Here is a 26,497-nt window from a genome sequence, read left to right as displayed (position 1 = left end):
TAAAAAGGTGTTGTTAACGGGTTAAATAAACTGATTAATGAATACATTAATTAACCCACCACCGATGATCAGCCAGACAAACATAATAGCGCCAAGAAGTAATGGTTTAATACCAGCTTGTTTAACAGCGCTTAAATGGGTGGTCAAACCAAGCGCAAACATCGCCATAGTCAGTAGCATGTCATCGGCTTTTACCATGGTACGAATGAAGGGCTCGGACATATCTAGGACAGTGTGCAGCACGACGATAAGAATGAAGATAAAGGCAAACCACGGCACTTTGACCTCAGTAAGCCGCCTCATAAGCGCACTTTTACCAGACACTGGGACTGAATTGTTCGTCATATTAGTCGTATTAGAACGGGGTGACGGTTTGGTGGTTAGTAGAAATGACAATATTAGTAAAAACGGCGCGAGCATCATTACTCGAATCATCTTAGTCACTACCGCAGTGTTGCCCACCTCAGTATTAATGGCATTGCCCGCGACCACCACCTGAGCGACTTCATGCACGCTCGATCCTGTATAAATACCGTACTGCTGCGCTGAAAGCCACGGCTGTAGCCAACCCAGATGATAAAAGACAGGGTAGAGCAGCATCGCCAGCGTACCAAAAACGACAACGGTAGCGACGGCGATAGTGACCTTGTGCGCCTCAGCCTTAATTACTGGCTCCGCAGCAATCACTGCAGCAGCGCCGCAAATACTCGCGCCTGAGCCAATGAGTAAGGTGGTCTGACGGTCGACTTTAAGCCAGCGTGTCCCGAGCCAATAAGTGAGGATAAAGGTAGAGCTAAGCACCGCCGCATCTATCATGATCGCGGGCATGCCAACGCTTGCGACTTGGGTCAAGGTCAGCTTAAAACCGTAGAGCATAATAGCAAGGCGCAGTAGCTGACCTTTGGCAAAGCTAACACCACCTACGAGCTTTGGGGCAAAGCGGGGATAAATAGTATTGCCCAAAACCATGCCAATAATGATAGCGAGCGTTAAGGCGCTCAGTCCGACCACGCGGCCTTGACTTAAGATATCAATTTGGGTGTTAAGCCAAATACTAATAATGCTACCGACCAAAACCAAGCCTAGCCCGAATAGGTGACAGCGGCGCGGTATGTAGCTGCTTAGTGTGGTTTTGAAGGCAGAGAGCATAAGATTGACTCACTCATGACATTATATGGGGCTGGAATAACAATATGCATAAGTAGTATATCTAATGGACTCTTATTTGAATAACAGATTAATCCGTTATAATCTATCGATTATATCGATAAGTAGGCGACACTTTAGCCAGTAAGTCGCTAACACTATGCTGAAATTAGGGATAAGCGCATGTCATTACCGAAGATGACCCTCAAGCAGTTGGCGATATTTGTCAGTGTCTTTGAGACGGGTAGTACCAGTGGCGCAAGTGAAGTGCTGCATCTGTCGCAGTCGGCGGTGAGTAGTGCTTTAACTCAGCTTGAGTCGCGCTTAAATATGCCGCTGTTTGAGCGGGTGGGGCGCAGATTAGAGGTGCATCCTTATGCCGAGCAGCTTTATGCGCAGGCGCAAGCAATATTGAGCCAAGTTCATAGCTTGGAGCAATACCATGAGCATCAGGCAGGGCAGATTAGGATTGGCGCTAGTACCACGATTGGCAATTATGTATTACCGAGTATTATCGCTAAGCTATCTGCCGCGCAGCAGGGTGCGGATATTGATGTGCACATTGCCAACACTCGCGAGGTTATCGCAGAGGTTGAGCAGCTTCGAGTCGATATTGCTTTAGTTGAGGCGACCCCTCATCCAAGTAATGTCAAAGTGCTTACCCAGCAGATATGGCGAACGGACAAGCTCGTGGTATTCGCCAAGCGTGATAGTCGTTGGCTTAGTCCGTTTGCAGCTGATTTGGCAGCTGTAACAACGAAGCCCCAAGGCCCGTTAATACAGGGAGAAGATAACCTAAGGATGGGCTACTCACTCAGTACCGAGCAGCTGGCAGGTCTACCGTTTATTGTCAGAGAAGCGGGGTCTGGTACTCGGCAAATTATCGATGAGAAGCTATTGCAGCATCTGCCAGGGGTGCGCGTCACTATGGAGATTGCTCAATCAGAGGCCATTAAGCGTATGGTCAGCGCTGATATTGGTGTGGGCTGCCTCTCGCAGCATGTGATTGAGTCAGAGCTGGCAAGTGGTGAGCTAGTGCAGATCACAGTAGATGGTCTTGACTTGTCGCGGCAGTGGTGGCTAGTCTGGCATAACAGCTGCCATCAAAGTAGACTTTGGCAGCAATTTATCCAGATGATCGCTACCTAAAATTTTACTGACTTAGAGTTGTTACTGACTTAGACCTTAGTAATGAGCAGTGACAGGCTACCGCTAGCGCAGCTATAAGTGACGCACTAGCAGTATGCCTCTAAACTACAAAGCTAATCTTAGCTCTGAGTGTCTTGTTCAATAACAGATTGGCTATTTGACCGGTTTATCTAATTTCACCACCAAGATATCACATGGCACGTTAGGCATAATATTGTCAGCGGTAGCGCCATTGATCCAAGCGGAGAGTCCGTGACGTTCATGGCGACCGATGATGAGTAGGTCAACGTCATTCTTATGTGAGTAGTTAATGATACCCTCACTGTTTGAGATGGCAGTAGTGACCTCTGATGTCTCTGCATCAAGACCATTCCGCGTCAAAAACTTCGCCATATCTTCTCTAGCATTTTGACAGCGCACATCGTCTACTTCGTCGTACAAGCTAGAGGCGGGCACTAATTCATAACCAAAGCCGACCATTGTATCTTTGACAATATGCAGTACTGACAGATGAGCATTCTCTTGCATAGAGACAATGCGTTTGGCTTTTTGGGCGACGATATCGGCATCGGTACGCAGATCAGTTACCAGTAAAATATGTTGATAGCTCATAGTAGTACTTCCTATATAGAAGTTAAGATAGGGCCAACTAAAAGAAGAGGTCAAAGCTAAATCTAGCACTCATCTACTAAATAGCAAATGATGATCGTAAAGTATTGATAACGACCTTAGTAGCCTGTAATTAATATCTTAGCACTGCCTACGCGCCCATGCTACCGCAATTACAAAGTCTTGAATTCAAAAAATTAACTGAGACGTCTAAAAGTATAAAGTTCGCTATAAGTTGGCAATACTATTAATTAATTAAAAATAAAGCTTGCATTACGGTCATCATCTACCTATACTGGGCTCCTGCTTAAGAGAAGTTCTGCACCAAATCATTACCTCGTAGTATTAGTTATAATCCTTCGTTTTAAGATTTACCGTTCAGTTGCTATTCCCAAGCGTTATCGGCCAAGGGCCATCATTGTTAAAACTAGGATTATATTATGTCTAACGAAACTCAAAAAGGTACTGTAAAGTGGTTCAACGAAGCTAAAGGCTTTGGTTTTATTGCTCCAGAAAACGGTCCAGACGTTTTTGCTCATTACAGCGAAATCGCTAGCTCAGGCTTCAAAACTTTGGCTGAAGGCCAAGAAGTTGAGTTCACCGTAACTCAGGGCGCTAAAGGCCCACAAGCACACGGTATTACTGCTATCTAATTTATAGCCTAGCTATATAAAGATACAAAAAACGAGCCAATTGGCTCGTTTTTTTTGCTTCAGTTTTCGGTAATGCTCATAAGGTGTTATACTTGCCAAGCTTAAAATAGGGTCTCTTGATAATCATGGATTCTGTTTTAATGTAGCATCATTTATTAATAAACTCGCATTTATTAACGAATTGGCTATAGTTAAAGCACGGCAAAACCGATACAGTGCGATTGGGTATTTTTACTATCTTGACAAACTATGCTACAGGTTAAATCGATAGCTTTAAAAGCTCTCCCAGTTGCAAGATTAGGCAATGTATCTATTATATTTTATATATTATTAATCTAACTATAACTTCATCAGTGAGTTTGAGGTCATCGCTTGACTTCACGGTTAGCAGTCTCCATTTAGTCACCCTAGGCATCTGCGTCATTGTCATCCAGTTACAATCCAGACTACCCAACTCAACTTTATATGAGCCATTATTATTAATGGGTACTGCTCAACGGCATATCTTGGTCTGATGCTTATCTCAACACCCTCTTAAGGCCAGTATTGACCCACTATTGATGTATCATGATGTGGATGCGCTCTTTTAGCTCTTTGTAAGTAAGCGAACCTTACACCCTAAGATGAGCGGATGCATATTTTGCAATTTTCAAGGATATTTATGACTGACACTGTGACAACCCCTGATCTTACGCTTCATCCTGAGTTTCGACTTATCGAGCACCGCCATATTGATGCCCTGTCGCTTGATGTATTGATCAGTCAACACGCTAAGACTGGCGCCATGCACTACCACCTTGCCCATCCCAGTGATGAAAATGCCTTTTTAGTCGGCTTTCGTACCCAGCCTATGGACTCCAAAGGTGAGGCGCATATTCTAGAGCATGTGGCGCTATGTGGGTCTGCTAAGTATCCTGTCCGTGATCCTTTCTTTTCGATGATCAAGCGCTCCTTAAATACTTTTATGAATGCCATGACCGCGGCAGACTGGACGGCATATCCCTTTGCCACGCAGAATAAGAATGATTATTTCAACTTATTATCGGTGTATTTAGACGCTTCGTTTTTCCCCAATATTCATCCCTTAGATTTCGCCCAAGAAGGTATCCGTGTTGAGCTAGATGAGCAGGATAAGCCGCAGTTCAAGGGCATTGTCTTTAATGAGATGAAAGGTGCTATGAGTGGCGAAGTGGATCAGTTGTATCATTCGGTGGCTCACCATCTGTTTCCAACCACCACTTATCACTATAACTCAGGTGGTGACCCTGCTGATATTCCAGACCTTACGCACAATGAGTTGGTCGAGTTTCACCGCAGCCATTACCATCCGTCAAACAGTGTCATTATGAGCTTTGGTAATATTCCGGTGGCCGAGACCCAAGCCAAGCTACACAATGATGCATTGGTACAGTTTGAGACTGGCAAGAAACATGTCTCGCGCCCTGAGCAGCGCTTGAGTGCGCCTATTCAAGCTACTGAGACGTATACGGCTGATGAAGCAGGTCCTGCTAAGACCCATCATGTGGTCGCTTGGTTATTGCCTGCGATTACTGATCCAAAGCAGCGCCTGGCACTGCGATTATTAGAGGGAGTGTTGATTGAGCATGCAGGGTCGCCACTGCGCGCCTATCTTGACTCGCATGAGCTTGGCACTGCACCAAGCCCACTTCTTGGTCTCGATGACAGTCATTTTGAGATGGTATTTTATACTGGACTTCGCGGTTCTGAGCCTGAACATGCTGAGGCAGTAGAGCAGGGGATTTTAGCGCTACTGAGCAAGGTCGTCGAACAGGAGATTAGTAGCGAAACTATCGAGACGATTTTGCATCAGATTGAGATCGATCAGCGTCATATCGGTGGCGATAGCATTCCTTATGGTCTCAATCTTATGTTAGAAGGCTTTAGTACTGCTATCCATGATGGCAACCCTATTGATATTTGGGAAGTCGATGAGCATCTGGCTTGGCTACGTGAGCAGATTAAAGACCCAAGTTGGCTACCAGAGCTGATCAAAACGCATCTTATCGACAATCCACACCGCGTCCGTGTGACACTGGTTCCGGATATTGAAAAGGCGAGCAAAATAGCCGCCGCTGAGCAGACGCGCCTTGATACTATCGCGGCTGAAATGACCGCAGATGATAAAGCTATCTTGCGTCAGCAAGCCTTAGATTTAGCTGCGCGTCAGAGTGCTGTCGATGATCTTAGTTTATTGCCTAAAGTGGGTCTTGAAGACATTCCAGAGTCGGTCAGTTTTATCCATGGGCAGCAAAAGGATATTACCTTAGAGGGGCGACAGGCCAAGCTATTTGAGTATGAAGCAGGGACCAATGGCTTGTACTACTATCAAGTGATTATGCCGCTTGAAAGTCAAGTACTAGGCGATGCAGAGTCAGCAGACGATATTATTAATCATCCACTCTTGCCTTTATATTTAGGACTGCTGTCTGAGCTGGGTACAGAGACAATGGACGCGCGTGAGATGCAGGCCCTTCAAGCTGCCCACTCATCGGGCGTAACTGCGCGAATTAGCCAACGCACCAGTATTCATGATCGTAATAAGATCGCCAGCTACTTTGTTATGGCAACGCGAGCGCTCAACCGTAAGGAAGAAGCTATTGGCTTGGTCAAAGAGGTACTGACTCACAGTGTCTTTGACGAGCATGCGCGTATCAAAGAGCTGCTTCAGCAAAAGCAAGCAGGATGGCAGTCGCGCTTGGCAGGGGCAGGACATGCTTATGCTATGCAAACCGCCAGCCGTGATATGAGTCGTCAAGCTCACCTTGAATACGTGCGAAGTGGTCTACCTGCACTCAATGCCCTTACGGACTTTTTGGCAAGTGCTAAAGCAGATGGCAAGCAGTGGGATAGCTTGGCTCAAGGTCTAACAGCGCTGCATCAGCGTATCGTCAACTTACCTAAACATGCGCTTATTATCTGCGAAGCAGAGCAAACTGAGCGCTTAACTAAGCTTATCACCCAAAGCTGGCAAGAGCGTCCTGCGGACGCTGCAAATCAAGGCAGTAGCCCTACAAAGATTGATACTGAAAGTACTGTGCCAAGTGAGTTTGCAGGACTGCGCTTGCAGTCGTTGGATACTGAAAAGCTAGCAAAGGCAGATAGCGAAGATATCGCTTGGCTAGTCGCGACTAATGTCTATCACAATGCGGCAGTCTATCCAGCGACGTCTGCTGACCATCCAGATACCGCGGCACTAATGGTACTGGCCCCTTATTTACGCAATGGTTATTTACACAGTGCTATTCGCGAAAAGGGTGGTGCTTATGGTGGCGGTGCAGGCTATGATGCCAACTCTTGTGCCTTTAAGTTCTTTAGCTATCGCGATCCACATTGCGGCCAGACTTTCGAGCACTTTGCTCAAAGTGTGGAGTGGTTGCTGAATGAGCCACAGACAGACGCGCAACTAGAGGAAGCCATCTTAGGGATTATCTCTGCGATGGATAAGCCAGGATCACCAGCTGGTGAAGCGGTCAAGTCGTGTTTTGCGGACTTACACAACCGCGGTGAAGCGTGGCAACAAAAGATGCGCGCTAATATCTTGGCGGTGACATTGGCTGACTTGCAGCGAGTCGCCAAGCAGTACTTACAAGAGATGCCGCACGCTCGAGCTGTCTTGGCACCTTTTGATAAAGAAGAGGTAGTGAAAGCGCTAGGCTTCACGGTTAAGCGGGTGAAAGGCTAACAATTTTACTGCTTTTGAGCTTAGTCGCTCAGTAGAAAACGCCGCTTTGAGAGATCAGAGCGGCGTTTTTGGTATCCTGTATGGTTTTTGCTATTTCGGATAGGCCTAGTAGCGCTCAATGCTTTTGTCTTTACCGATATACTCTTGATGAATCTTAAACTGATCATGACTATCATGCTGCTGGCGGTCTGAAAAGTAATGCTTCAGAGTTCGGCGTACTGCTTCAAAGGCGATATCCTCCCAAGGTATTTCAGACTCCGTAAATAATGCACACTCTAGACTTTCAGGACCAGTACCAAACTTACCTTCTTTGAGGCGCGATAGATAAAGCATATATATCTGCCCAATAGCCGGAATGTCATAGATGCAATAAAGCTGCGGGTCTAGAGCGTTGGCAGCGGCTTCTTCGATGGTCTCACGGACCGCTCCTGCAGCGATGGTCTCACCAATCTCCATAAAGCCTGCGGGCAAAGTCCAGTAACCATAGCGCGGTTCAATCGCACGTCGACACAGCAGTACTTTGTCCTCATGAACGACCAGTGCCCCACAGATAATTTTAGGATTCTCATAGTGGATATAGTCACAATTAGGGCAGACCAATCGGACATTATGATCGCCTTCAGGGATTTTACGCTCGGCCAAATGGCCACATTTTAGACAATACGACATAGTAAAGCGCCTAGAAATTAGAATGAGGTAGCAACAAAACTAAAAAGAGTAACGATTTATTATAAGCTAATAAGATAGCATAAGAGCTTAACATTGGTCTGTTGCACTATAACAATTCTAGATCTGGTTTGGCTATTGAATCGCGTTAGCTGGTTATGCCATTTAATCATACCCTTCTATAATTGATTTTTGCCATGAAAGTGTCTGGTCCGTCATGCAATAATGGGTCACATAAAGCATGTGCAAGATGATGAAGTTTGCGCTAGGCTAAAATTATCGTCAAAAGAGAACCACCCGATGTCTGATACTCTACATTCCGTTCGCTTCGATGAATTGGCAGTGGCGTTGCCCGCGCATATCTCGCACCCTCTGTTACGTCAGCTGGCAGCGCGGTTACAAGCACCGCTTTTATCACCATCATTTGATGATGCTGCCAATCAAGATGGCGTTAAAGGTAGCAGCAAAAATGACAGTATCAGTAGCGGTCAAGCTTATGAGAGTGGTGTGATGGCGCAGAGCGGGCATGCTCAGATTGACGATCATCATGCGAATCATGATATCCAGCAAAGTGCACAGATTTTAATGGCATTAAATCAGACGCCCATTGCAGATGCGTCAGTGCTAGTAGCGATTACTAATGAACAGGTACCGCGATTACTATTAACGCGGCGTGCAGGCCACCTCAATACACACGCAGGTGAAGTATCGTTTGCCGGCGGCAAGCATGAGCCTGCCGATGGCAGCAATATCGTGACCGCGCTTCGAGAAGCTTGTGAAGAGACCGCGCTGGCGCCCAATCAAGTTCAGCTCCTCGGTCAGCTGCCCGTTCAGACATCAAAAAGTGGTATGAGCGTTCGTCCTATTGTGGTCTTAGTGCCAGCGGCGATGGTGCTAGTGCCTGAGCTTGGCGAGATTGCGCGGATATTTTGGGCAGACTTTGAGACGCTGATTGATCAGCCGCTAGAAGAGTATGCGATAGATTATCCAGTGGACAAGCAGACGATGACTCTGCTGACACCCAGCTGGCGTGTGGATGGTGAGACAGTGTGGGGGCTGACAGGTCGTATTATCGCCAGTTTATTAGCGGTAGGATTCGATCGGCATATTGATTGGTACTATCGTGCTCAAGCTTAGCGTGCTTAGATTTAGAGAGCCTAGATTTAGCGTACAAGGGCTTAGGATGTCTAAGTTTAGTATGCTTTGACCCGATAGTCTGACCTGACACGCTTAAGCCGAGCGCGGCCATGTTGATAGCCGCATCGGTCAAGAGGTTGGTTAAAATGACAATGGAGCTTACTGATAGGCTAGAGTCCTGCCTGTTTAATTTAACCCTTTACTAACAGTTGTCTCTGTAAAGGTCTATAGGGGGCAACATTCAATATCTAGCATGATAATGACTGTTGGTCTGACAGTCTTAGTTCAGCAGTTGTGCTCTGGTAGTTTTGCCCCACTAGTCTTAGTCTTGCTTCAATAGGCGTTATTTACTGTCTGCTATTTGATAATAGTCGTCATGCTGCTTGAGCCACCAGTTCATATTGTCCTGACGTTTAGCGCGAAAGTCCTCTAGCTTACTTGCGATAGTGGGGCTATAGCGGCGAGCAGAGTCAAGACCAAAGAGAATGGGTACGGCACTGAGCACCCCGAAGCGTAGTTTTGACTTGGGTAGTCCTAATCCATCACCGATATCATCACCGACCAAGGTTCGAGTCACGCTAGCGTTCACTAGCTCCACAAACTGACCTCGGCGGTTGTCCTCCCCCATAATTTGACTGGGTAAGTCGTGCAGTGCTCGAGCTAACGGTTTACCCGTCTCAAAGTCGAGCTGCTGAATAGATAGATAAGTGTAAAGCCAGGCCCAGCAAGCGGTCTCATCTTCAGGTAGCCGCTGCAAGTCCACCCCTAGCCAGTAACTGGCCAATTGCCACAGGTGCAAGATACCTTGTGCTTCTTCTTCACTAATCCGGGCGCCAAGTAAGCGTAGGCCTCGCATAATCAGTAAAGAGAACTGCAAGTGCGTCGCTACCATGTCGGTCTGGTTGATTGGAATACCCCAAAAGGCGCTGTTCCAGCTACCATCTGCCCGCTGATGAGTGTTGATCTGATGCAGGCACGCTGGATTATTGTCTTGATCACCAGCCTTGATTTTCTGTGATTTAAACTGACCTTTTAGCAGCCCATGGCGCACCATAGTATGAATCTGACGCACTTTAATAGACTGTCGCCAACCCTCCGAGCCAATAGCCAATACACTAGCAGCGCCGTTTAGCTCAGGATATTCAGACACCGCTAAGATATAAGCATAAGTTCGCATCAGCCGCGGTAAGGCCTCATGAGTAAGAGCACCTGTCTGCACTAGTGGTAGAGATAGGGCAGGAATACTATAGCCCGCCATTAGAGCCACATTACGCAGTAGCCAGATCAGCATAAGAGGATAGCGGCGATAGGCGATCGCTCCAATCTCAGCAAGCTTAGGGTCGTACCAACGCGGATGCTGGCTAAATTGTTCAGCCAGTTGGCTAAATTGCGGGTGGTCTTTTAAGGATTCTGGAACTTTATCTGTCAATACGGCATGCTGTAAAGGCTTGGCAAATCGAACACCCGCTTTGACTAGGCTATCAGCCGCAAGGTCACCAATATCGTAGCCTGCTACCATCTCTTTTAGTAAGCCATCCTCAATTACAAAGTCATTAGGAAGCATAAAACGGCGAATCCGTCTTAGCACTTGTAAGTCGGTATGGTCATCAATGCTTGTGGTTCGACCATGCCGACGATAATGAATAGGGCTTGGCTCAGCGTGCGAGCTGAGCATATCGTGGTCTGCACTAGTAGCAGCGTCAAGAGAGGAGGGGTGAGTAGTCATGATTGGCGACAGCTTATAGGGTGATGGCGCTTTTGTTAAAAGCTAAATAAATTTAGGACCAGTCATACAACGACTGAATAGGTAGTGGTAAGTCATAAGGCTACTGTAGCAGACAAAGTGAAGCCTCAGCAAACTACCTCTTACAAATGCAACTTATGAATAAAAGGCGAGATATATTGTACGATATCGACAGCTTACGGCTCATTATTACGAGAAAACAAGAGATAAAGACAAGCAAAATAAGCGAATGATAATCGAGCCTAGAAGACGCGCTGATGAGATAAATACGCCAATATCCTAATTTAGGGCTCATTGCCACAGGGGCAAGGTAGCACTCGCACAAAATATTAGGGAATAATTCATTAAAGGATAAAAATAGCTAGGTTAGCAACTAAGACAGCTAACGCTAAAGTGAAACAGTCAAGGGATTCAGGCAGTTTGGTTAGCTGGCACCGCTAGTTAGCATAGTTTAGTAAAGAGACAGGCGCTTGAGCGATTCTAATTGGGCCTCATTATCGGCTATTTGTTGCCTAAGTCTACGAATTCGAGCTGGTAATGATAGGAGCCTAGCGCGCGCTTCTTTTTCTGATTTGAAGTTGAGCATCTCGCCATCACGAAGTTTAATATATTCGGTTTGGTACTGCTTTAATTGGTTTCGCGCTTCTCTGAGCTGATTGCTCAGCGCATAGTACTCTCGGCCTTGAGCGTTGATATTCTGTAATCGTTGGCTGACTTCGGCTGAGCAGACGCTGTTTAGCGGTTGACCGCGGCGACCAAGAGCAAAGGCATTATCAGCGCTACAATACTGCTTCAGCCCCTGCTGCCTACCACGCTCCCAAGCTTGATAGTCGGGAGCCACACCCGCTTTTGCACAGGCTTTTGCATGCAAGCTGAGTCTATCTGCATAGTAGCCCGCCACGCCATCGCTATAACCAATAGCTTGCCAATCTCCTACCATACATTGCTCTTTGGACAAAGTGGCACAGCTGGCCAGTATTAGGGCGCTGCCTACTAGCGGTAAAGTTAGTACCGTCAGCCTTGATAGTCGCATGGGCTTATCCTTTGCACTGTTTGAGAGTGTCTCATGGCTTAACAGTGCCCCAACTTTAGGTGTATTTAGGGGCGCTATTAAGGGTCATGGACGGCTTATTGTTAATCTACAACCGGTCAATCTATCTAAGGCGTGGGGCAAATAGTATCGTCTTATGTAGAGGGCTGCGTTAAATCAACGGCAGTACCATCGGTAGTGTCTTTTAAGGTTGTTTTTAGCATTAGATAACCTGCGATACCTGAGACGATAGAGCCCATGATAATGCCGAGACGCTCATCAAATAACGGACTACCACCACCGAAGGCAAGACCTCCGATAAATAGACTCATGGTAAAGCCCACACCGCATAGCAATGCCGCGCCATAAATCTGCTTAAAGTCCATACCCGCTGGCATCTTACAAGCACCAAGCTTGATAAGCAGCCAACAAGTGAGCATCACGCCCACTTGTTTACCAATAAATAGTCCGGCAGCGATACCCAAAGGCACTGAATGGAATAACTCAGAGAGTCCAGCTCCCTCTAAGGAGATACCGGCATTGGCAAAAGCAAAGATGGGCAATACACCAAAAGCGACAGTATTGTGTAGGTCCTCTTCTAGCTCTTCGAGCGGCGAGTGCTCTGGATCAGTTTTATCCAATAATGGAATAAATAGTGCCAAAACCACACCTGCCAATGTGGCATGAATCCCTGATTTAAGTACGGCAACCCACATGATAACGCCAATTAGTAGATAAGGGGTGATATTGGTCACATTGCGGCGATTCAATAAAAACAGTAAAGGCAGACAAGCGCCAGCGATGGCTAATGAGCCAAGCGAGAGATCGCTGGTATAAAAAAGAGCAATAATTAAAATAGCCCCTATATCATCAAAAATCGCGATAGAGACTAAGAATATCTTTAATGAGTTAGGAACGCGGTTGCCAAGTAAGCTTAAGATTCCTAGAGCAAAGGCAATATCAGTCGCTGCTGGAATGGCCCATCCTTTGATAAATTCAGGATGATGGTAGTTGAAGGCGAGATAGACAAGGGCGGGCACTAGCATACCGCCGACCGCTGCTGCTGCTGGTAGGACAATCTGCTTGATGTTAGACAGCTCACCGACCAGTACCTCACGCTTAAGCTCTAAGCCGACCAAAAAGAAGAACACTGCCATTAGGCCGTCATTAATCCAGTGGTGGGCGTCTTTGGCAATCTCAAGATTGCCGATGCGTAGCTCAACAGGGGCATGAATAAATGCTTCATACCAGTGGTGAAGGGGAGTATTGGCAATGATCATAGCGACAATAGCCGCAATTGCTAAGACGATACCCCCTGCTGCTTCTAACTCAAAAAATGACTTTAACCTTCGTATTGCCATACTATCCTCAATTTACTAACACTTAACACCATCAGTTGTTAGTGTGATTGTCCTTTTACTTACATTAAATGATGACTTATTTTACATGAAAATAAGCGGTCTCACATACCAACGCTATAGATAATACCTATTTGTAATCATTGAATCGCAACGTTTTATAATGCGTATTCGCCTGATTTGCCATCGATACTATAATTCAAAATTGCGTAGGAGGTGTCGTCATTTACCAAAACTAACGTTTAATGGACTCAAAATGGCTATATTTCTGCCAGTCTTTGCAAATTTCTAGACAATAAGTTCATATTCTCTGCAAAATTTACTTTGATTGACAAAAATAACTCTCATATTAAGCCTTATGAGCTAATTGAGGTCGGGCACTAATTAATGCTATAAATCGTATTATCAGTAAAAGTCCAGTCCGCTAATGAGGCTTTTGTACTTTATTTATAGAGCGTTTAGGCGTATCTTGTCGAGGGTTAATCTATCGCCAAAGCAGAATCGGTATGGTTGTTAATATATCATTGGTTATTTACTAAGTAACTCTTTAATAAATAGCCCTTTCAAGAACAGCTCTTTAGTTAACAGTTTTTTCCTAATTGGCTTCTTACTAAGCGCGGCTCTGTTAATAGCGCTGTTTAATGACAGCAGTGATTGGAATGAAGTGAGTGTTATGGACTTACAACTGTCCCTCGAAGTTATATTAATGCTGGTCGCTGTGGCTGGCATTGCTGGTTTTATCGATGCCATTGCCGGTGGTGGTGGACTGTTAACCATTCCAGCTATGCTACTGGCCAATATCCCCCCCGTTTTGACACTCGGCACGAATAAGCTACAAGCAGCCTCTGGTGCATTGGCAGCGTCTATTACCATGATAAAAAAAGGTGTGGTTCAGCCCGTTAAGATGAAGCGCGCCATCATTGGGGCTTTTAGTGGGGCGGTTGTCGGGACGATCGCGGTCCAGTTATCACCACCAGACCTACTAGAGAGGCTCATACCGTTTTTGATTGCTGCCATCGGTATCTATACGCTATTTGCCCCAAGCTTAGGTGAGGTGGAGGCGGAGCCGCGTATCTCTGAATCGGCTTGGCAAAAGCTTGTCGCACCACTGATCGGTATTTATGATGGTTATGTAGGCCCTGGTACAGGGATGTTTTTTGCCTTGGGCAATGTGGCGCTACGCGGACGACAAATTATCGTCGCAACGGGAGCGGCGAAAGTGCTCAATTTATCGACCAATATTGCCTCACTAATATTCTTTATTTTAGGGGATAATGTGTTGTGGACTGTGGGACTATCAATGATGGTGGGGCAAGTCATCGGCGCTTACTTCGGCTCGCACATGGTGGTAAAAGGAGGCAGTAAAATCATCCGTCCGGTTATCGTTTTAGTTTGCCTAGCGATGATTGCTAAATACGTTTTTGATGCAAGCTAAGCGTGTGGTTTTTGGTTGATTCAACTGCACCTAAACCACCCTAAAAACAAATAAATACAGCGGTATCAGGGCGATAGATAATACTGTACTGATCATTACCGCTACCGCAGCCTTATCAGGATGGACGTTTAGCTCATTGGCCAGTACCACGGTATTGCCTGCCATAGGAACGCAGCACATCACCATCACTACTGCTTGTTCAAGCGTGTTTAATTGTCCTGCAAATAGGCTAATAAGTACAAATCCTATCAGAGGATAGACAAGGTATTTCCACAAATTAGCCAAAACAACAAATTGCCAATCGATATGCTGTATTTTGACCTTAGCTAAGGTGATGCCGATGACCATCATCCCAAGCACACTATAAGTGCCCGTAAAGATACTAAAGCTCTCAGTCAGACTGTCACTCGGTTTGATACCAAAGTAAGACAGCCCAAATGCTAGGCCAAAGGCGTAGATAAGCGGCAGCTTCAACATCTTAATTAGGCCATCTTTTTTATCGTGCTGACCTTGCGCGGTAATATAGTAGCCTACAGTAAACTCGTAGAGAGTAACGCCTAGAATAATAAATGCGGCGATGACCCCCGCTTCATAGCCTAGAGAGTAGATAACTACCGGAAGACCAAAGTAGCCTGTATTACCTGTACCGCCAGAGAAGGCGAATAGGTTTTTATTGCCTCCTGACCATATCTTGCCGCCTAATTTCAAGGCGCTCACACTCATTAATGAGCACAGTAAAAAACTACCGATACTTAGCAATAAATACTTGGGGCTAAAGTCCTTAGATACGACTAAGAAAAATATAACAATGGGCGCGACAATATAGACCAGTATTTTGGAGATGCTATAAGCCTCAACATCGGATTTTTTACCGAGCAAAAAGCCCAAGATACTTATGGCGACTAAAAATAACACTTTATAAAAAATAGTAGTTAGGAGCATTTATTATTATCCTTTTTACGTCCCATTTAGCACGTCGTTAGCGTTTTGCTAGAGTCTCATCCTATGATAACTCAGCAGTTATTACTAGCACATATCCTTATTTAATCTTACTGAATTTAATCTTACTAATGAAAAACCCCCATAAATTAGAGCTAATTTATGGGGGCGGCTTAGTTCATTGTAGCGCTATAAATGAGCGGCTTACATAAATGGTAATTTAGTGAATATCTGTAGCACAGTGGCATTGACGATATCGACAAAGAACGCCCCTACCATCGGCACGATCAAAAATGCCTTATGCGATGGCAGATACCGGTCGGTGACTGCCTGCATGTTAGCAATAGCTGTCGGCGTAGCACCCATACCGAAACCACAATGGCCTGCGGATAGCACCGCGGCGTCATAATCTTTGCCCATGACTTTAAAGGTAACAAGGTAGGCATAGCCAATCATAACCACGGTTTGTACCAGTAAGATAACCAATACAGGTCCCGCTAGCTCTGTTAGCTGCCAAAGCTTTAATGATAACAAGGCCATCGCCAGAAATAAGCTCAAAGAGGCATTACCAATCACATCAATGGCGCGGTCAAACATGTTGAAATCAAAAACTATCGTCAACACGTTGCGAATAATCACGCCACCAGCCAGCGCCCATACGAAGGTTGGTAACTCAAACCAAGTGTCTTTTGCCACTAAGGTCATAACATCTGCAAACGCCAAGGCCGCTGCAAAAAGTGCCAATGACTCAATAGTAGAAGAAGCGGTGATAAGGCGGATATTATCTGGTTTTTCAAATATCTCTTTATTACCACGGTCCTCATTTTCAGTGTGTTTGGTACTGTACAAAGACTGCTCGGAGGCCAGCTTTTCTACTTCAGTTGGGTTTGGATTGGCAAGGGTAGGTTTTAGCCCAAGATTATTAATTAATCGGCGAGCAACTGGACCACCAATGATGCCACCGGCAACCAAGCCATAGGTTGCGACTGCGATACCAAGCGTCGTGGCGCCAACCACACCGTACTGCTCCTCTAAGGTAATACCCCAAGCGCCTGCCGTGCCATGACCACCAGTTAAGGCAATAGAACCAGTTACTAGACCGAGCAAAGGATCAAGACCGAGAGCGCTTGCCATTGCCACACCCACTGCATCTTGAAGAATAATAAAAACAGATACGACAACGGTGAAAATCAGCAATGGCGTACCACCAGCCTTAAGCCGAGTAAAATCAGCACTTAGACCAATAGACGCGAAGAACATCAGCATACAAGCTGTCTGAAGGTCTTGCTGAAAGTTAAAGCTATATCCCCAAACGAAATTAAGAATATAAACAATAATGGCAGCCACTAGACCGCCCGCTACTGGTTCTGGAATATTGAAATCCTCAAGAAATTTTACTCTCTTCACCAATACTCGCCCAAGTAACAGTACTAATGTTGCCAATATCAGCGTGTAATAGCCGTTTAAAGTAACTTCCATAAAGTGTTCCTTTTATAAACATAGATCAGCCTCAATCGGCAACAAAATCTATGATTTGCTGCATTTCGGATGATGCTAAGCGGTGTTAAACCTTAAGTCAGATTGCCACTCACCAAGAAGACACAGTGACTAATAACATAGCCAAAGAGACAGTCGACCCCATGTCACTGATCGCTATCGAATTGAGATAATAAGAAGAGTGTTTGAGATGATGTCTTTTGATGATGGCGATTAATAGGCTACAAATACCGCTGTCACCTTGGTATTTATACCCTTGCCCTTACTGATAAATGGTGCATCCTAAGCCTAATAAAGATGGTAATAGCTCTACATTATTAATGACTAGCAAGATGGCTATTGGCCACCGTGCTAGCATTGATAAAATCGAATTGATCAAGAGACGATCAATGATGATACAGAGGAGCGTGGCAACCCAGTAGCGCCAGTTGCTCCTTTATATTATTGAAGGTCAGCAGGGATAAAACTTATTATTTTATTTAAAATCAAATACTAAGAAGAAACCTCTGTCAGTCCCATGCCAGAATCGTGGTCAAATTCTATCCAGCTTTTTATCCACATTTATAGGATGTTCATATAACGCAGGACAATATAAAAGATAAGCTGCCAGAGGTGCAACTATTTTTATAATTTTGCTACTAAAGTTTTGAAAAAACTAAAGTTTAATGGGTTACATTCTCTAGAGGGCTGTATCTAAGTAATACCCTGCTAAGCGGGATAAATACACGGACTCTTTTGTAACAAAGTGACTGTCTCAAAGGCAGTTTTTGACTTTTTAGCTCTCTACAAAAAAGCCCCAGCTAAATAGTAGCTAGGGCTTTTTGTTATTTAAGTTATTTAAGTTATTTAAGTTTAATGGACATCTTAAGCTACATTATGGTTTATGGTGTCTGCCGATATTGTCGAGGTCATCATACTCGCTACCCATGATGCCATCGTTGAGCACATGCGAGAACTCTCTTTCGTTATCTGGATCGATATGACCTTCGAAGACATCTTTAGTACCTGCATCAGGATCATTATAGATACTGACGTCCATTTTACCTTCAGATTTAGCAATAATAGCGGTTACTGCTGCATCACCACCAACGTTGACGGCAGTACGTAACATATCAAGCAGACGATCAACGCCCAAGATAAGGCCGATACCCTCAATTGGAAGTCCAACTTGAGCAAATACCATCGATAGCATAATAAGACCAACACCAGGCACGCCAGCCGTACCAATAGAAGCCAATACTGACATTAAGATGACCGTAAGATACTCGGTAATGCCAAGATCAATGCCATAAAGATTGGCAATAAATATCGTTGCCGTACCCTGCATAATTGCAGTTCCATCCATGTTAATGGTCGCACCAAACGGAATAGTAAAAGACGCTACTGAGTTATTGACGCCCATACGCTTAGTGACGGTACGAAGGGTGACGGGAATCGTCGCATTCGAGCTTGCGGTACTAAAGGCAAAAATCTGAACTTCGCGCATCTTGGCCAAGAAGGTTTTGATAGACAAGCCAGAAAATAGCTTTAGGATAATCATCATGGTGACAAAGAAATGGAAGGCCAATGAACCGACCAAGACAAGTGTATAACCCACCAACTTTTGAATAAGTTCTAGGCCAAGATCGGCCATCGCAACGGTTAATAGAGCGAAGACACCATAAGGTGCTAGATTCATAATGATGGTCACCATCTTTAAGATGACTTCATTAATAAGCTCTAAGCTCTGAACAAGGCCTTTGGCAGGCTTACCTACCATTAAAATACTAATACCAATTAAGAGGGCAAAGAAGATGATAGACAACATATCACCATTCGCCATAGCACTAATGGGATTGGATGGGATAATGTTGGCGAATACTTCTGATAATGGCGGCGCTGATTTCGCCTCAAAGGTAGCATCAGAGGGGATGTTCATGCCTTGACCGATACCGAATAGCGATCCTAGTCCGATAGCCGTGGCAATAGCCAGTGCCGTGGTCAGCATATACATAAAGAAGGTTTTGGTACCAATACGCCCTAGTAGACGAATGTCCCCGATACCGCAAACACCGCAAATCAGTGAAATAAGGACTAGCGGTACAACCAGCATTTTTAGGGAGTTAACGAATAACTTACCTATAATACCGAACAGACCATTGATCAAATAAGTGTTAACGAAGCTGCCTTCGGTATGGAGTCCTGAATAGTTTAAAAATAAACCGAGCAAGATGCCCAGAGCCATAGCGACAAGAATCTTGCCAGTCAATCCCATGTTTTTCCACATATGTTTGTCCTTTGCAAAATTCATCCCCATTAGTCTTGAACCGTAATAGGGATTGATACCTAACAGGCAATTAAGTAATGTTAGTAAGAGTGATAAAATGTTATCGTATTGTAATACAATATAAAGAAAAGTTAGTATTATTACAAATATTTTTTATTTAAAATAAAGTTTTTTTGTTGATTATCATTGGCTCAGCGGTACGTATGAATAATAAAAAAGCGATGCTAACTTAGCATCGCTTTTAGATAGTCCTACCGTGATAGGGGAGCTTATCATTAATATGCTGTCATTCATCAAAGGGCAGAGCAGATAATTGTCTACAAGTTAGACCCTTATCTATTTAGGCTCATTAGCATCTGCGTCTGTATCGCGGCGTAGCCCGTCATGCCATTCTTTAGCAGGATCTGTTTTGCTAGGTGGCTCTTCAATGACCACATCACCGTTAGCTTCGGCGCCGTGATTGGCCCGCATTCGCGCATTTAGACTATCTTCAGCATCACGCTGACGGTGATCTAATGCCTCAGTCTCAGGATGCGCCTCATCAAAGTCAGCTTGATCGACCTTTTCAGTGACCGTACGCTGCTCATCAGCCATCTTCACGTCGCCATCTTCCTCATAGCCATGCGCGGCATTCTCATCGCCTGTTTTTTCATGGACAGCTTGGTTTGAGTTGTTTTTGACGTCAGCATAGTTCGTAAGATTGTCAGCGGCATTTTCTAGAGTATGCGGGTTAGCTCGCTCTTGAACCTCGCTTAAGCTATGGTCAAAGACATCGGTGAGCAAAGCGTCAAAACGCTGAGCGTTATAGGTAATTAGCTGCTCGGCCTCGGACTCAGTGAGGTTTCCGCTTTGCGTCGCATTCACCACATGATCTTCAAAGGTTAAGCCTTCAAAGCTGCCTTTGTGCTCCGCCTTTTTGAACTTATGCCAGAGCGGTTCAATCTCAAGTAAGGTCTGATAGGTATGCTCAAGACGACCGGTCACATCATTAGGCTCGGTGTTGTAGTACACCATCGTCTTCAAAAAATCGCGGAAAGGGTTGTCGCTATGATCATCCATAATGACATCGCCAAGCTGACGTTTTAGCTCGTCACTGGCAGGGCTAAAGATACGCCCGCTTGGGAAAGTAACAAACTTGACCAGTCCTGCCGCCATCTTGTTCGGGAAGTTGGCAAAGAAGGATAAGAATGCTTCTTGCACGATATATAAGGAATTTTTAAGTGCCAGCTCGGCATGTAGTCGTTCAGTCTCAGATTTACTGCCATGCTCATAAAACTGCAAAATAGCCGTGGCAATAAATAAGTGACCATGAATATCAGCCAAGCGCCCAGAGAGCATCTCTTTACGTTTTAGGTCACCAGCGAGTAGACCAAGCGCCATGTCTGCAGTTAGGGCAAAGTCAGCACTTAAACGATTGATATGCTTGTAGTACGGGCGAGTAAAGCTATCAGCAAAGCTTGGCGCTGCGCTACTACCACCGATATAACCGGCAATAAAGGCTCTGGCACCGCGGTTGAAGGTATAGCCAAGATGTTTGAAGAACATATCATCAAAGGTCTTAACAGCCGCCTCTTTATCATCGCTTTGTAACAGTTGCAGCTCTTCGAATAGATAAGGATGACAGCGCATCGCCCCTTGACCGAAGATCATCAAAGACCGTGTCAAGATATTAGCGCCCTCTACGGTAATAGAGACGGGAATAGCTTGATAGGGAAGGGCCAAGAAGTTACGCGGGCCAAGCTGAATAGCACGGCCACCGACCACGTCCATACCATCATTGACGACCTCGCGCATCGTCTCAGTGGCATAGTATTTCGCCATCGCTGTCATTACAGATGGTGTGCCGCCTTGGTTCAGACCGCAAGTTACTAGGTGACGAAATGCCTCAAGCATATAGGTATTACTGGCGATACGACTGGTGGCGTCTTGCACACCTTCGAACTTACCGACAGAGATCTTAAACTGCTCACGAATCTTGGCAAAGGCTCCAACGGTGAGATAGCTCATATCCCCTGCAGATGTCGATAAGGCAGGCAGAGAGATACCACGGCCGACACCGAGACACTCCATAAGCATACGCCAGCCGCGACCGGCATTTTCGACGCCGCCGATGATAAAGTCGAGCGGAATAAAGACGTCTTTGCCGTCAACCGTACCGTTCATAAAGGGCGAGCCGCCTGGATTATGACGATTACCAACGATGACGCCCTCATGGTTAGAGGGGACTAAGGCACAGGTGATACCATAATCGGTTTTGTCTTTATCGCCGAGTAGCCCCTCAGGGTCATACATCTTAAAGGCCAGTCCTACGACCGTTGCAATAGGCGCAAGGGTAATCCAGCGTTTGGAGAAGTTCATACGTAGGCCAAGCATCTGCTCGCCGTTATGCTCGCCATAGCAGACCACGCCTGTATCTGGGATAGCGCCCGCATCAGAGCCAGCTTCTGGTCCCGTCAAGCCAAAGCACGGAACCTCAGTACCTTTAGCTAATCCTGGTAGCCAACGATCCTTTTGCGCTTCGGTGCCGTAGTGCATGAGCAGCTCACCAGGCCCTAAAGAGTTGGGGACCATGCAAGATACTGCAGCCGTTAGACTGCGCGAGGCAATCTTACTCATCACGCGGCTTTGTGCATAAGAGGTAAACTCGCGGCCACCATAAGACTTAGGAATAATTAATCCCAAGAAGCCATTGTCTTTGATGTATTGCCAAGCTTCAGGCGAGAGGTCTTTATCCTCATGATGAATCTGCCATTCATCCAGCATCTTACAGAGCGTCTCGACTTCATTATCAATGAACGACTGCTCTTCATCCGATAAGGTAGGATAGGGGTAGCTGGCAAAGGTATCCCAGTCGGGCGCTCCCATAAACAGCTCTTTTTCCCACCAGCTAGTACCGGCATCTAGCGCTTCGCGCTCAGTATCACTCATGCTTGGCATAGCCCCGCCCAGCGCTTTATAGACAGGCTTGGTAATAAGCGCTTGACGTAGCGGAGTAAGGAGCAGCACTAAACATAATAATGCAATAGGGACACCCAAAATCAGCGACCATGGACTAATAAAGGCAGTAACAATCACAGTCACTATGGCCACTATGCTGCCGGTAATACGGGACAATCCTATTAAAAAGATAGCCAATACCATGGCTAGCTGAATCAGAATTGCCAAAATAAATAGGCCAATCGCCATGATTGCCTCCTTAGCATTTGAATATAAAGATACGAGGTCAACGTCTAATAGTAACGTTTAAATAGTAAAGCAGAATGACAAAGAATGACAGCTTATTAATAAGAATCCCTTAGGAGTTCACGTCAAAGCTCAATTATTAAAAAAGCCAACTCACGCTATAAACGAGGTAAAAATACTGGCTATAAAATTCACTATATTATAAAAAAGCATAGATAATCCCCCAAAGCTATCAAGTGGAGAATTGCTAAGCTATGTGCAACAACTATACGTAGATGATAATCACTATCAATAACTAAAGCAATTAGTTTAGCTTACTGAAGCGGTAACTTAAAATAAGGCAATAAAAATAGGAGTATAGTCGAGTCTAACTAAAATAGAGTCATCGTAATATGATACGCAACTGGGATGAATCTTTCTGGCTTGCTGCGGGCATGGCGACAGAGGCTGTGGAAAATTCATCCCAGTACCGCTATATCGTTTTTATAATGAACTTACTATAAAAGTAATCCATCGCCGCAAAAAAAGCAAAGTATAAAACTTAAAAAATATCGACAATATAGTCATCGTAAAATAGACAATGACTTAAAAAGTGCTGAGCATAGAACTTGAGTAAAGCTTGGTCATTAAAACTCAAGATGAAAGCCAAAATACTTAGAGTGATAAAGCTGTTTTGACATTGCTAATGAGACAAGGCTATAAGCTTAAATGCGCCAGATTAGTAAATGGTGCTCTATAAAAATATCTAATAGAAGGCTTCTTTTAATAGGAGGTCTAATTGTCACTTATCGCCACTTTAAAATGGTGCGCGGCCTTGCTCTGCATAAGACATAACCTGATTGCGACCGACGATGATATGGTCAATGAGCTGAATATCAATAAGGGTGCAAGCCTCTTTTAAGCGCTCTGTGAGATCATCATCTGCTTGCGATGGCGCGGCGCTAACTAGAGGATGATTGTGGGTGATAATCAGTCGACTGGCAGCGTGAGATAAGGCATGGCGCAGGACTTGCTTGATACAAATAGAGCATGAGCTAATACCGCCAGTGAACAGTACCTCATAATTGATTAGGGTGAGTGAGTTGTCCAGACAAAGTACCGCAAAGACCTCTCTTGTCTCGCGCCGTAGCTGAGCGGCCACATAGTCTTTGACCATTTGTGATTGATCAAGCATGGCGCCTGATTTTAGCTGACTGTCAAGATAACGTTTGCCCATCTCTAGACTGGCTTGTATCTGGGCATATTTGGCAAGGCCAATACCGTGACAAGCTAGCACCTTTTGTTCGGGCGCCGCTAGTAACTCGGCGATACTACCAAACTGCGTGATGAGCGAGCGAGCCAGCTCTATCGCTGAAGAGTCTTTGGTGCCGGTTCGTAGGAATATGGCTAGTATCTCGGCATCGGATAACTGCGATGCGCCAAGTTTTAGGAGTTTTTCTCGAGGTCTGTCATCTTCGTGCCAATCTTTAATTGCCATCGATAGTTCCCTGTTTATTATTCTTACTATGTATAAATATTCTTATTAATATTATTTATAATACAATGTGGTTTTTATTGAAAATAAATATTGTATAAAACACAATATCATGCTCAGCATATCTTATGCTAACCAGTTGTTCCACTAGTATAAAAAGCTTGCTAACCTAACGATTAAAAGTAACTCTTATGCTTTAGTGGTTTTTCTGTTTGCCATTTTTATGAGGTCTAAAATAGCTGCTAGCTGTTGACTGACTAGCGACTAATAAGCTATTAGGGTTTATGGCTACCTTTATTAATGAGTGAATAAACCTTACCTAATTTGCAGCAGAATTGTTACTATTAGCAAGTTTAATTCCCAGTATTTTTTTTAATAAATTTACTATGAAAGCCACTACCCATTCGACTTTTTATTCGTCTGGTCATTTGTCGTTAGGAACGCCTGAACTATGATTTTTACTCCTGTTAATAAACCAGCGAAACCGCCCATCAAAAATGTTATTCTTGCTATTACTGGCGGTATCGCCGCTTATAAATCTGCGTTTTTAGCGCGATTACTGATCAAGTCAGGATTTAAGGTGCGCGTGATTATGACTGAAGGGGCGCAGGCGTTTGTGACGCCCCTTACTTTGCAGGCGTTGACGGGGAATGAAGTTCACACCGAGCTGCTTGATGAGTCAGCAGAGACAGGCATGGGCCATATCGAGCTGGCAAAATGGGCTGATCTTATGGTGATAGCGCCTGCCTCTGCCAATACGCTAGCGCGGCTGGCGATGGGCATGGCTGATGATCTCTTAGCGACTGTGTGCCTTGCCACAGCAGCCCCGGTAATGGTCGTACCAGCGATGAATCAACAAATGTGGGCGCATCCAGCCGTCCAGCTTAATACGCAGACTTTAGGCGATTTAGGCTATACCCTTATTGAGCCTGCGCGCGGCGAGCAAGCTTGTGGTGATGTCGGTGCAGGGCGATTGCCTGAGCCTGAAGTGCTGCTCGAGCAGGTGCTACACTTTGCAACTCGGCAATCGCAGCCGCAAATACTGGCGGGCAAGCAGGTGACCATCACGGCAGGCCCCACCATTGAGGCTATAGACCCTGTGCGTTATTTGTCCAATCACTCAACCGGCAAGATGGGCTTTGCTCTTGCTCGAGCCTGCCGAGACGCTGGTGCAGAGGTGACGCTCATTGTAGGCGGTAAGGTAAATTTGCCGACACCGTTTGGGGTTACGCGAGAGGAAGTGTTATCTGCTAACGACATGCTACAAGCTGCTACTGAATCTGCAGAGTCAGGTTGTGATATTTTTATTGCGACAGCTGCCGTAGCCGACTACCGAACCCGTGATGCGGCGCCGCAAAAGATTAAGAAGACTCAAGAGAGTATGACCCTAGAGCTGGTCAAAAACCCAGATATCTTGGCAACTATCTCTCAAGAGTATCCTGAGATATTCATGGTGGGGTTTGCGGCTGAGACCCAAGATGTTGAAAAGTATGCACGCAGTAAGCTGGCAGCAAAGCAGCTCGATATGATTGCCTGTAATGACGTATCGCGCTCAGACATTGGCTTTGCCAGCGACGACAATGCGATGACTGTATTTTTTGCTAATCAATATAAGAAGCAGCCTGTACCTTTAGAAAAAGCCAGTAAAGATAATATTGCTCAGCGCTTGGTCACTCTTATCAGTGATACGCTGTCATAACGCCAACCTCCTTGATTGAAGTCTGAGAGTGATCATGCCATTAACCAGTCCTATCATTCTCGCGCTTATCTTCATCGGAGCATCGTTATTACATGGGATTAGTGGTCTTGGCGTAACGCTAGTGACCACTACTGCGCTAGCCAGTATCTACCCTTTAAAGCACGCTATCATTCTCACTATCTTCCCCTCATTTGCCTTGAATGCGATGACGTGGTTGATAGGCGGTGATAAAAGCATTTGGCAGAATTTCAGCTATTATCTCAAAAACTACTGGTTACTGGCTTTGATGAGCCTGCTTGGTAGTATGCTCGGGGTAAAGCTACTACTGTGGGTTAATGCCAGCTATATTCTACTATTGCTGGCGGCGGTCATCGCCTTTTATGTGATTACAGCCGTATCGGGTAAAAAAATTCGCTTACCCGCGACTACCCCTGTCCTTATCGGTACTGGACTATTGGCTGGGGTTATCGGCGGCGCGACCAATGCCATGTCTACTATTTTACTCATGTATCTGTTGTCCGCTAGCGATGATAAAAACACCATCGCCAAGGTCGGCAACATGTGCTATCTACTCGGTAAAATTGCGCAGATTATCATTCTATGGCAACCAATTTCGGCCCTGCCGCGTAGTGACTGGACGTTAATTGCAATACTGACGATAGTCTCTATGGTCAGTATTCTGTTTGGCATTCGCCTACGTCACCATCTGTCGCAGCAGCGCTTTCGGCAGTTGGTCTTGGTGATATTGACGGTATTGGGTTTGCGAGTAGGCTGGCAGGGTATAGTAGGATTATTAGGTTAATTTGCCC

General features: G+C 45.3%; 18 protein-coding genes. 7 read left to right on the top strand and 11 right to left on the bottom strand.

Annotated elements, in window-relative coordinates; translation table 11 throughout:
• Positions 1-21: 21 nt before the first annotated feature.
• Positions 22-1,149, bottom strand: a complete 1,128-nt coding sequence (locus EGV92_RS03945) for a YeiH family protein (RefSeq protein WP_131667880.1) — start codon at positions 1,147-1,149, stop codon at positions 22-24.
• Positions 1,150-1,329: 180 nt separating this feature from the next.
• Between EGV92_RS03945 and EGV92_RS03940 the strand changes: the two genes are divergently transcribed.
• Positions 1,330-2,295 (top strand): LysR substrate-binding domain-containing protein, encoded by a 966-nt coding sequence (locus EGV92_RS03940; RefSeq protein ID WP_131667879.1) that lies wholly within the window; start codon positions 1,330-1,332, stop codon positions 2,293-2,295.
• A 153-nt stretch (positions 2,296-2,448) separates the two neighbouring features.
• On the opposite strand, the gene EGV92_RS03935 is transcribed toward EGV92_RS03940, so the two are convergent.
• Positions 2,449-2,907: a universal stress protein gene (locus EGV92_RS03935; protein WP_131667878.1), complete on the bottom strand. Its 459-nt coding sequence runs from the start codon at positions 2,905-2,907 to the stop codon at positions 2,449-2,451.
• Between the two features lie 437 nt (positions 2,908-3,344).
• Here EGV92_RS03935 and EGV92_RS03930 point away from each other — a divergent pair, with 437 nt between their 5' ends.
• Both EGV92_RS03930 and EGV92_RS03925 read left to right on the top strand, forming a co-directional pair.
• Positions 3,345-3,557: a cold-shock protein gene (locus EGV92_RS03930; RefSeq protein WP_131667877.1), complete on the top strand. Its 213-nt coding sequence runs from the start codon at positions 3,345-3,347 to the stop codon at positions 3,555-3,557.
• A gap of 661 nt (positions 3,558-4,218) precedes the next feature.
• On the top strand, positions 4,219-7,260 hold the full coding sequence (locus tag EGV92_RS03925; RefSeq protein WP_131667876.1) for an insulinase family protein: 3,042 nt from the start codon (positions 4,219-4,221) through the stop codon (positions 7,258-7,260).
• A gap of 105 nt (positions 7,261-7,365) precedes the next feature.
• Here the strand turns inward: EGV92_RS03925 and EGV92_RS03920 are convergent, their stop codons facing one another.
• Positions 7,366-7,929, bottom strand: a complete 564-nt coding sequence (locus tag EGV92_RS03920) for an NUDIX hydrolase (RefSeq protein ID WP_131667875.1) — start codon at positions 7,927-7,929, stop codon at positions 7,366-7,368.
• A gap of 297 nt (positions 7,930-8,226) precedes the next feature.
• Between EGV92_RS03920 and EGV92_RS03915 the strand changes: the two genes are divergently transcribed.
• Positions 8,227-9,063, top strand: a complete 837-nt coding sequence (locus EGV92_RS03915) for an NUDIX hydrolase (RefSeq protein WP_242678590.1) — start codon at positions 8,227-8,229, stop codon at positions 9,061-9,063.
• A 343-nt stretch (positions 9,064-9,406) separates the two neighbouring features.
• On the opposite strand, the gene EGV92_RS03910 is transcribed toward EGV92_RS03915, so the two are convergent.
• The 3 genes from EGV92_RS03910 to nhaA form a co-directional block, all read right to left on the bottom strand.
• The gene (locus EGV92_RS03910) at positions 9,407-10,789 is read right to left on the bottom strand and encodes an oxygenase MpaB family protein (RefSeq protein WP_131667874.1); all 1,383 of its coding nucleotides are present in this window, start codon (positions 10,787-10,789) and stop codon (positions 9,407-9,409) included.
• 469 nt (positions 10,790-11,258) lie between these two features.
• Positions 11,259-11,840 carry a DUF2799 domain-containing protein gene (locus EGV92_RS03905; RefSeq protein WP_131667873.1) on the bottom strand — a complete coding sequence of 194 codons (582 nt, stop codon included), beginning with the start codon at positions 11,838-11,840 and terminating at the stop codon, positions 11,259-11,261.
• A gap of 152 nt (positions 11,841-11,992) precedes the next feature.
• The gene (gene nhaA, locus EGV92_RS03900; protein ID WP_131667872.1) at positions 11,993-13,198 is read right to left on the bottom strand and encodes a Na+/H+ antiporter NhaA; all 1,206 of its coding nucleotides are present in this window, start codon (positions 13,196-13,198) and stop codon (positions 11,993-11,995) included.
• A 670-nt stretch (positions 13,199-13,868) separates the two neighbouring features.
• Between nhaA and EGV92_RS03895 the strand changes: the two genes are divergently transcribed.
• The gene (locus tag EGV92_RS03895) at positions 13,869-14,630 is read left to right on the top strand and encodes a TSUP family transporter (protein WP_131667871.1); all 762 of its coding nucleotides are present in this window, start codon (positions 13,869-13,871) and stop codon (positions 14,628-14,630) included.
• A gap of 30 nt (positions 14,631-14,660) precedes the next feature.
• On the opposite strand, the gene EGV92_RS03890 is transcribed toward EGV92_RS03895, so the two are convergent.
• The 5 genes from EGV92_RS03890 to radC form a co-directional block, all read right to left on the bottom strand.
• A complete protein-coding gene (locus tag EGV92_RS03890; protein ID WP_131667870.1) occupies positions 14,661-15,572 on the bottom strand; it encodes an AEC family transporter in 912 nt (303 codons plus the stop codon).
• 201 nt (positions 15,573-15,773) lie between these two features.
• Positions 15,774-17,048 carry a sodium/glutamate symporter gene (gene gltS, locus EGV92_RS03885; RefSeq protein WP_131667869.1) on the bottom strand — a complete coding sequence of 425 codons (1,275 nt, stop codon included), beginning with the start codon at positions 17,046-17,048 and terminating at the stop codon, positions 15,774-15,776.
• A gap of 892 nt (positions 17,049-17,940) precedes the next feature.
• Positions 17,941-19,332 carry a dicarboxylate/amino acid:cation symporter gene (locus tag EGV92_RS03880; RefSeq protein ID WP_131668104.1) on the bottom strand — a complete coding sequence of 464 codons (1,392 nt, stop codon included), beginning with the start codon at positions 19,330-19,332 and terminating at the stop codon, positions 17,941-17,943.
• 336 nt (positions 19,333-19,668) lie between these two features.
• Entirely contained in the window at positions 19,669-22,518 is a 2,850-nt protein-coding gene (locus tag EGV92_RS03875) for an acyl-CoA dehydrogenase (protein ID WP_131667868.1), read from the bottom strand.
• A 793-nt stretch (positions 22,519-23,311) separates the two neighbouring features.
• Positions 23,312-23,992 carry a RadC family protein gene (radC, locus tag EGV92_RS03870; RefSeq protein WP_131667867.1) on the bottom strand — a complete coding sequence of 227 codons (681 nt, stop codon included), beginning with the start codon at positions 23,990-23,992 and terminating at the stop codon, positions 23,312-23,314.
• A 448-nt stretch (positions 23,993-24,440) separates the two neighbouring features.
• On the opposite strand from radC, the gene coaBC reads away from it, so the two are divergent.
• Positions 24,441-25,688, top strand: coding sequence for a bifunctional phosphopantothenoylcysteine decarboxylase/phosphopantothenate--cysteine ligase CoaBC (coaBC, locus tag EGV92_RS03865; RefSeq protein ID WP_242678588.1), 1,248 nt, complete (start codon positions 24,441-24,443; stop codon positions 25,686-25,688).
• Positions 25,689-25,722: 34 nt separating this feature from the next.
• On the top strand, positions 25,723-26,490 hold the full coding sequence (locus EGV92_RS03860) for a sulfite exporter TauE/SafE family protein (protein ID WP_131667866.1): 768 nt from the start codon (positions 25,723-25,725) through the stop codon (positions 26,488-26,490).
• Positions 26,491-26,497 lie beyond the last annotated feature (7 nt).

The organism is Psychrobacter pygoscelis (genome assembly GCF_004335015.1).
Lineage (GTDB): Bacteria > Pseudomonadota > Gammaproteobacteria > Pseudomonadales > Moraxellaceae > Psychrobacter > Psychrobacter pygoscelis.
Note: the sequence above shows the minus strand (reverse complement) of the source record. Positions and strands in the feature narration are given on the sequence as shown.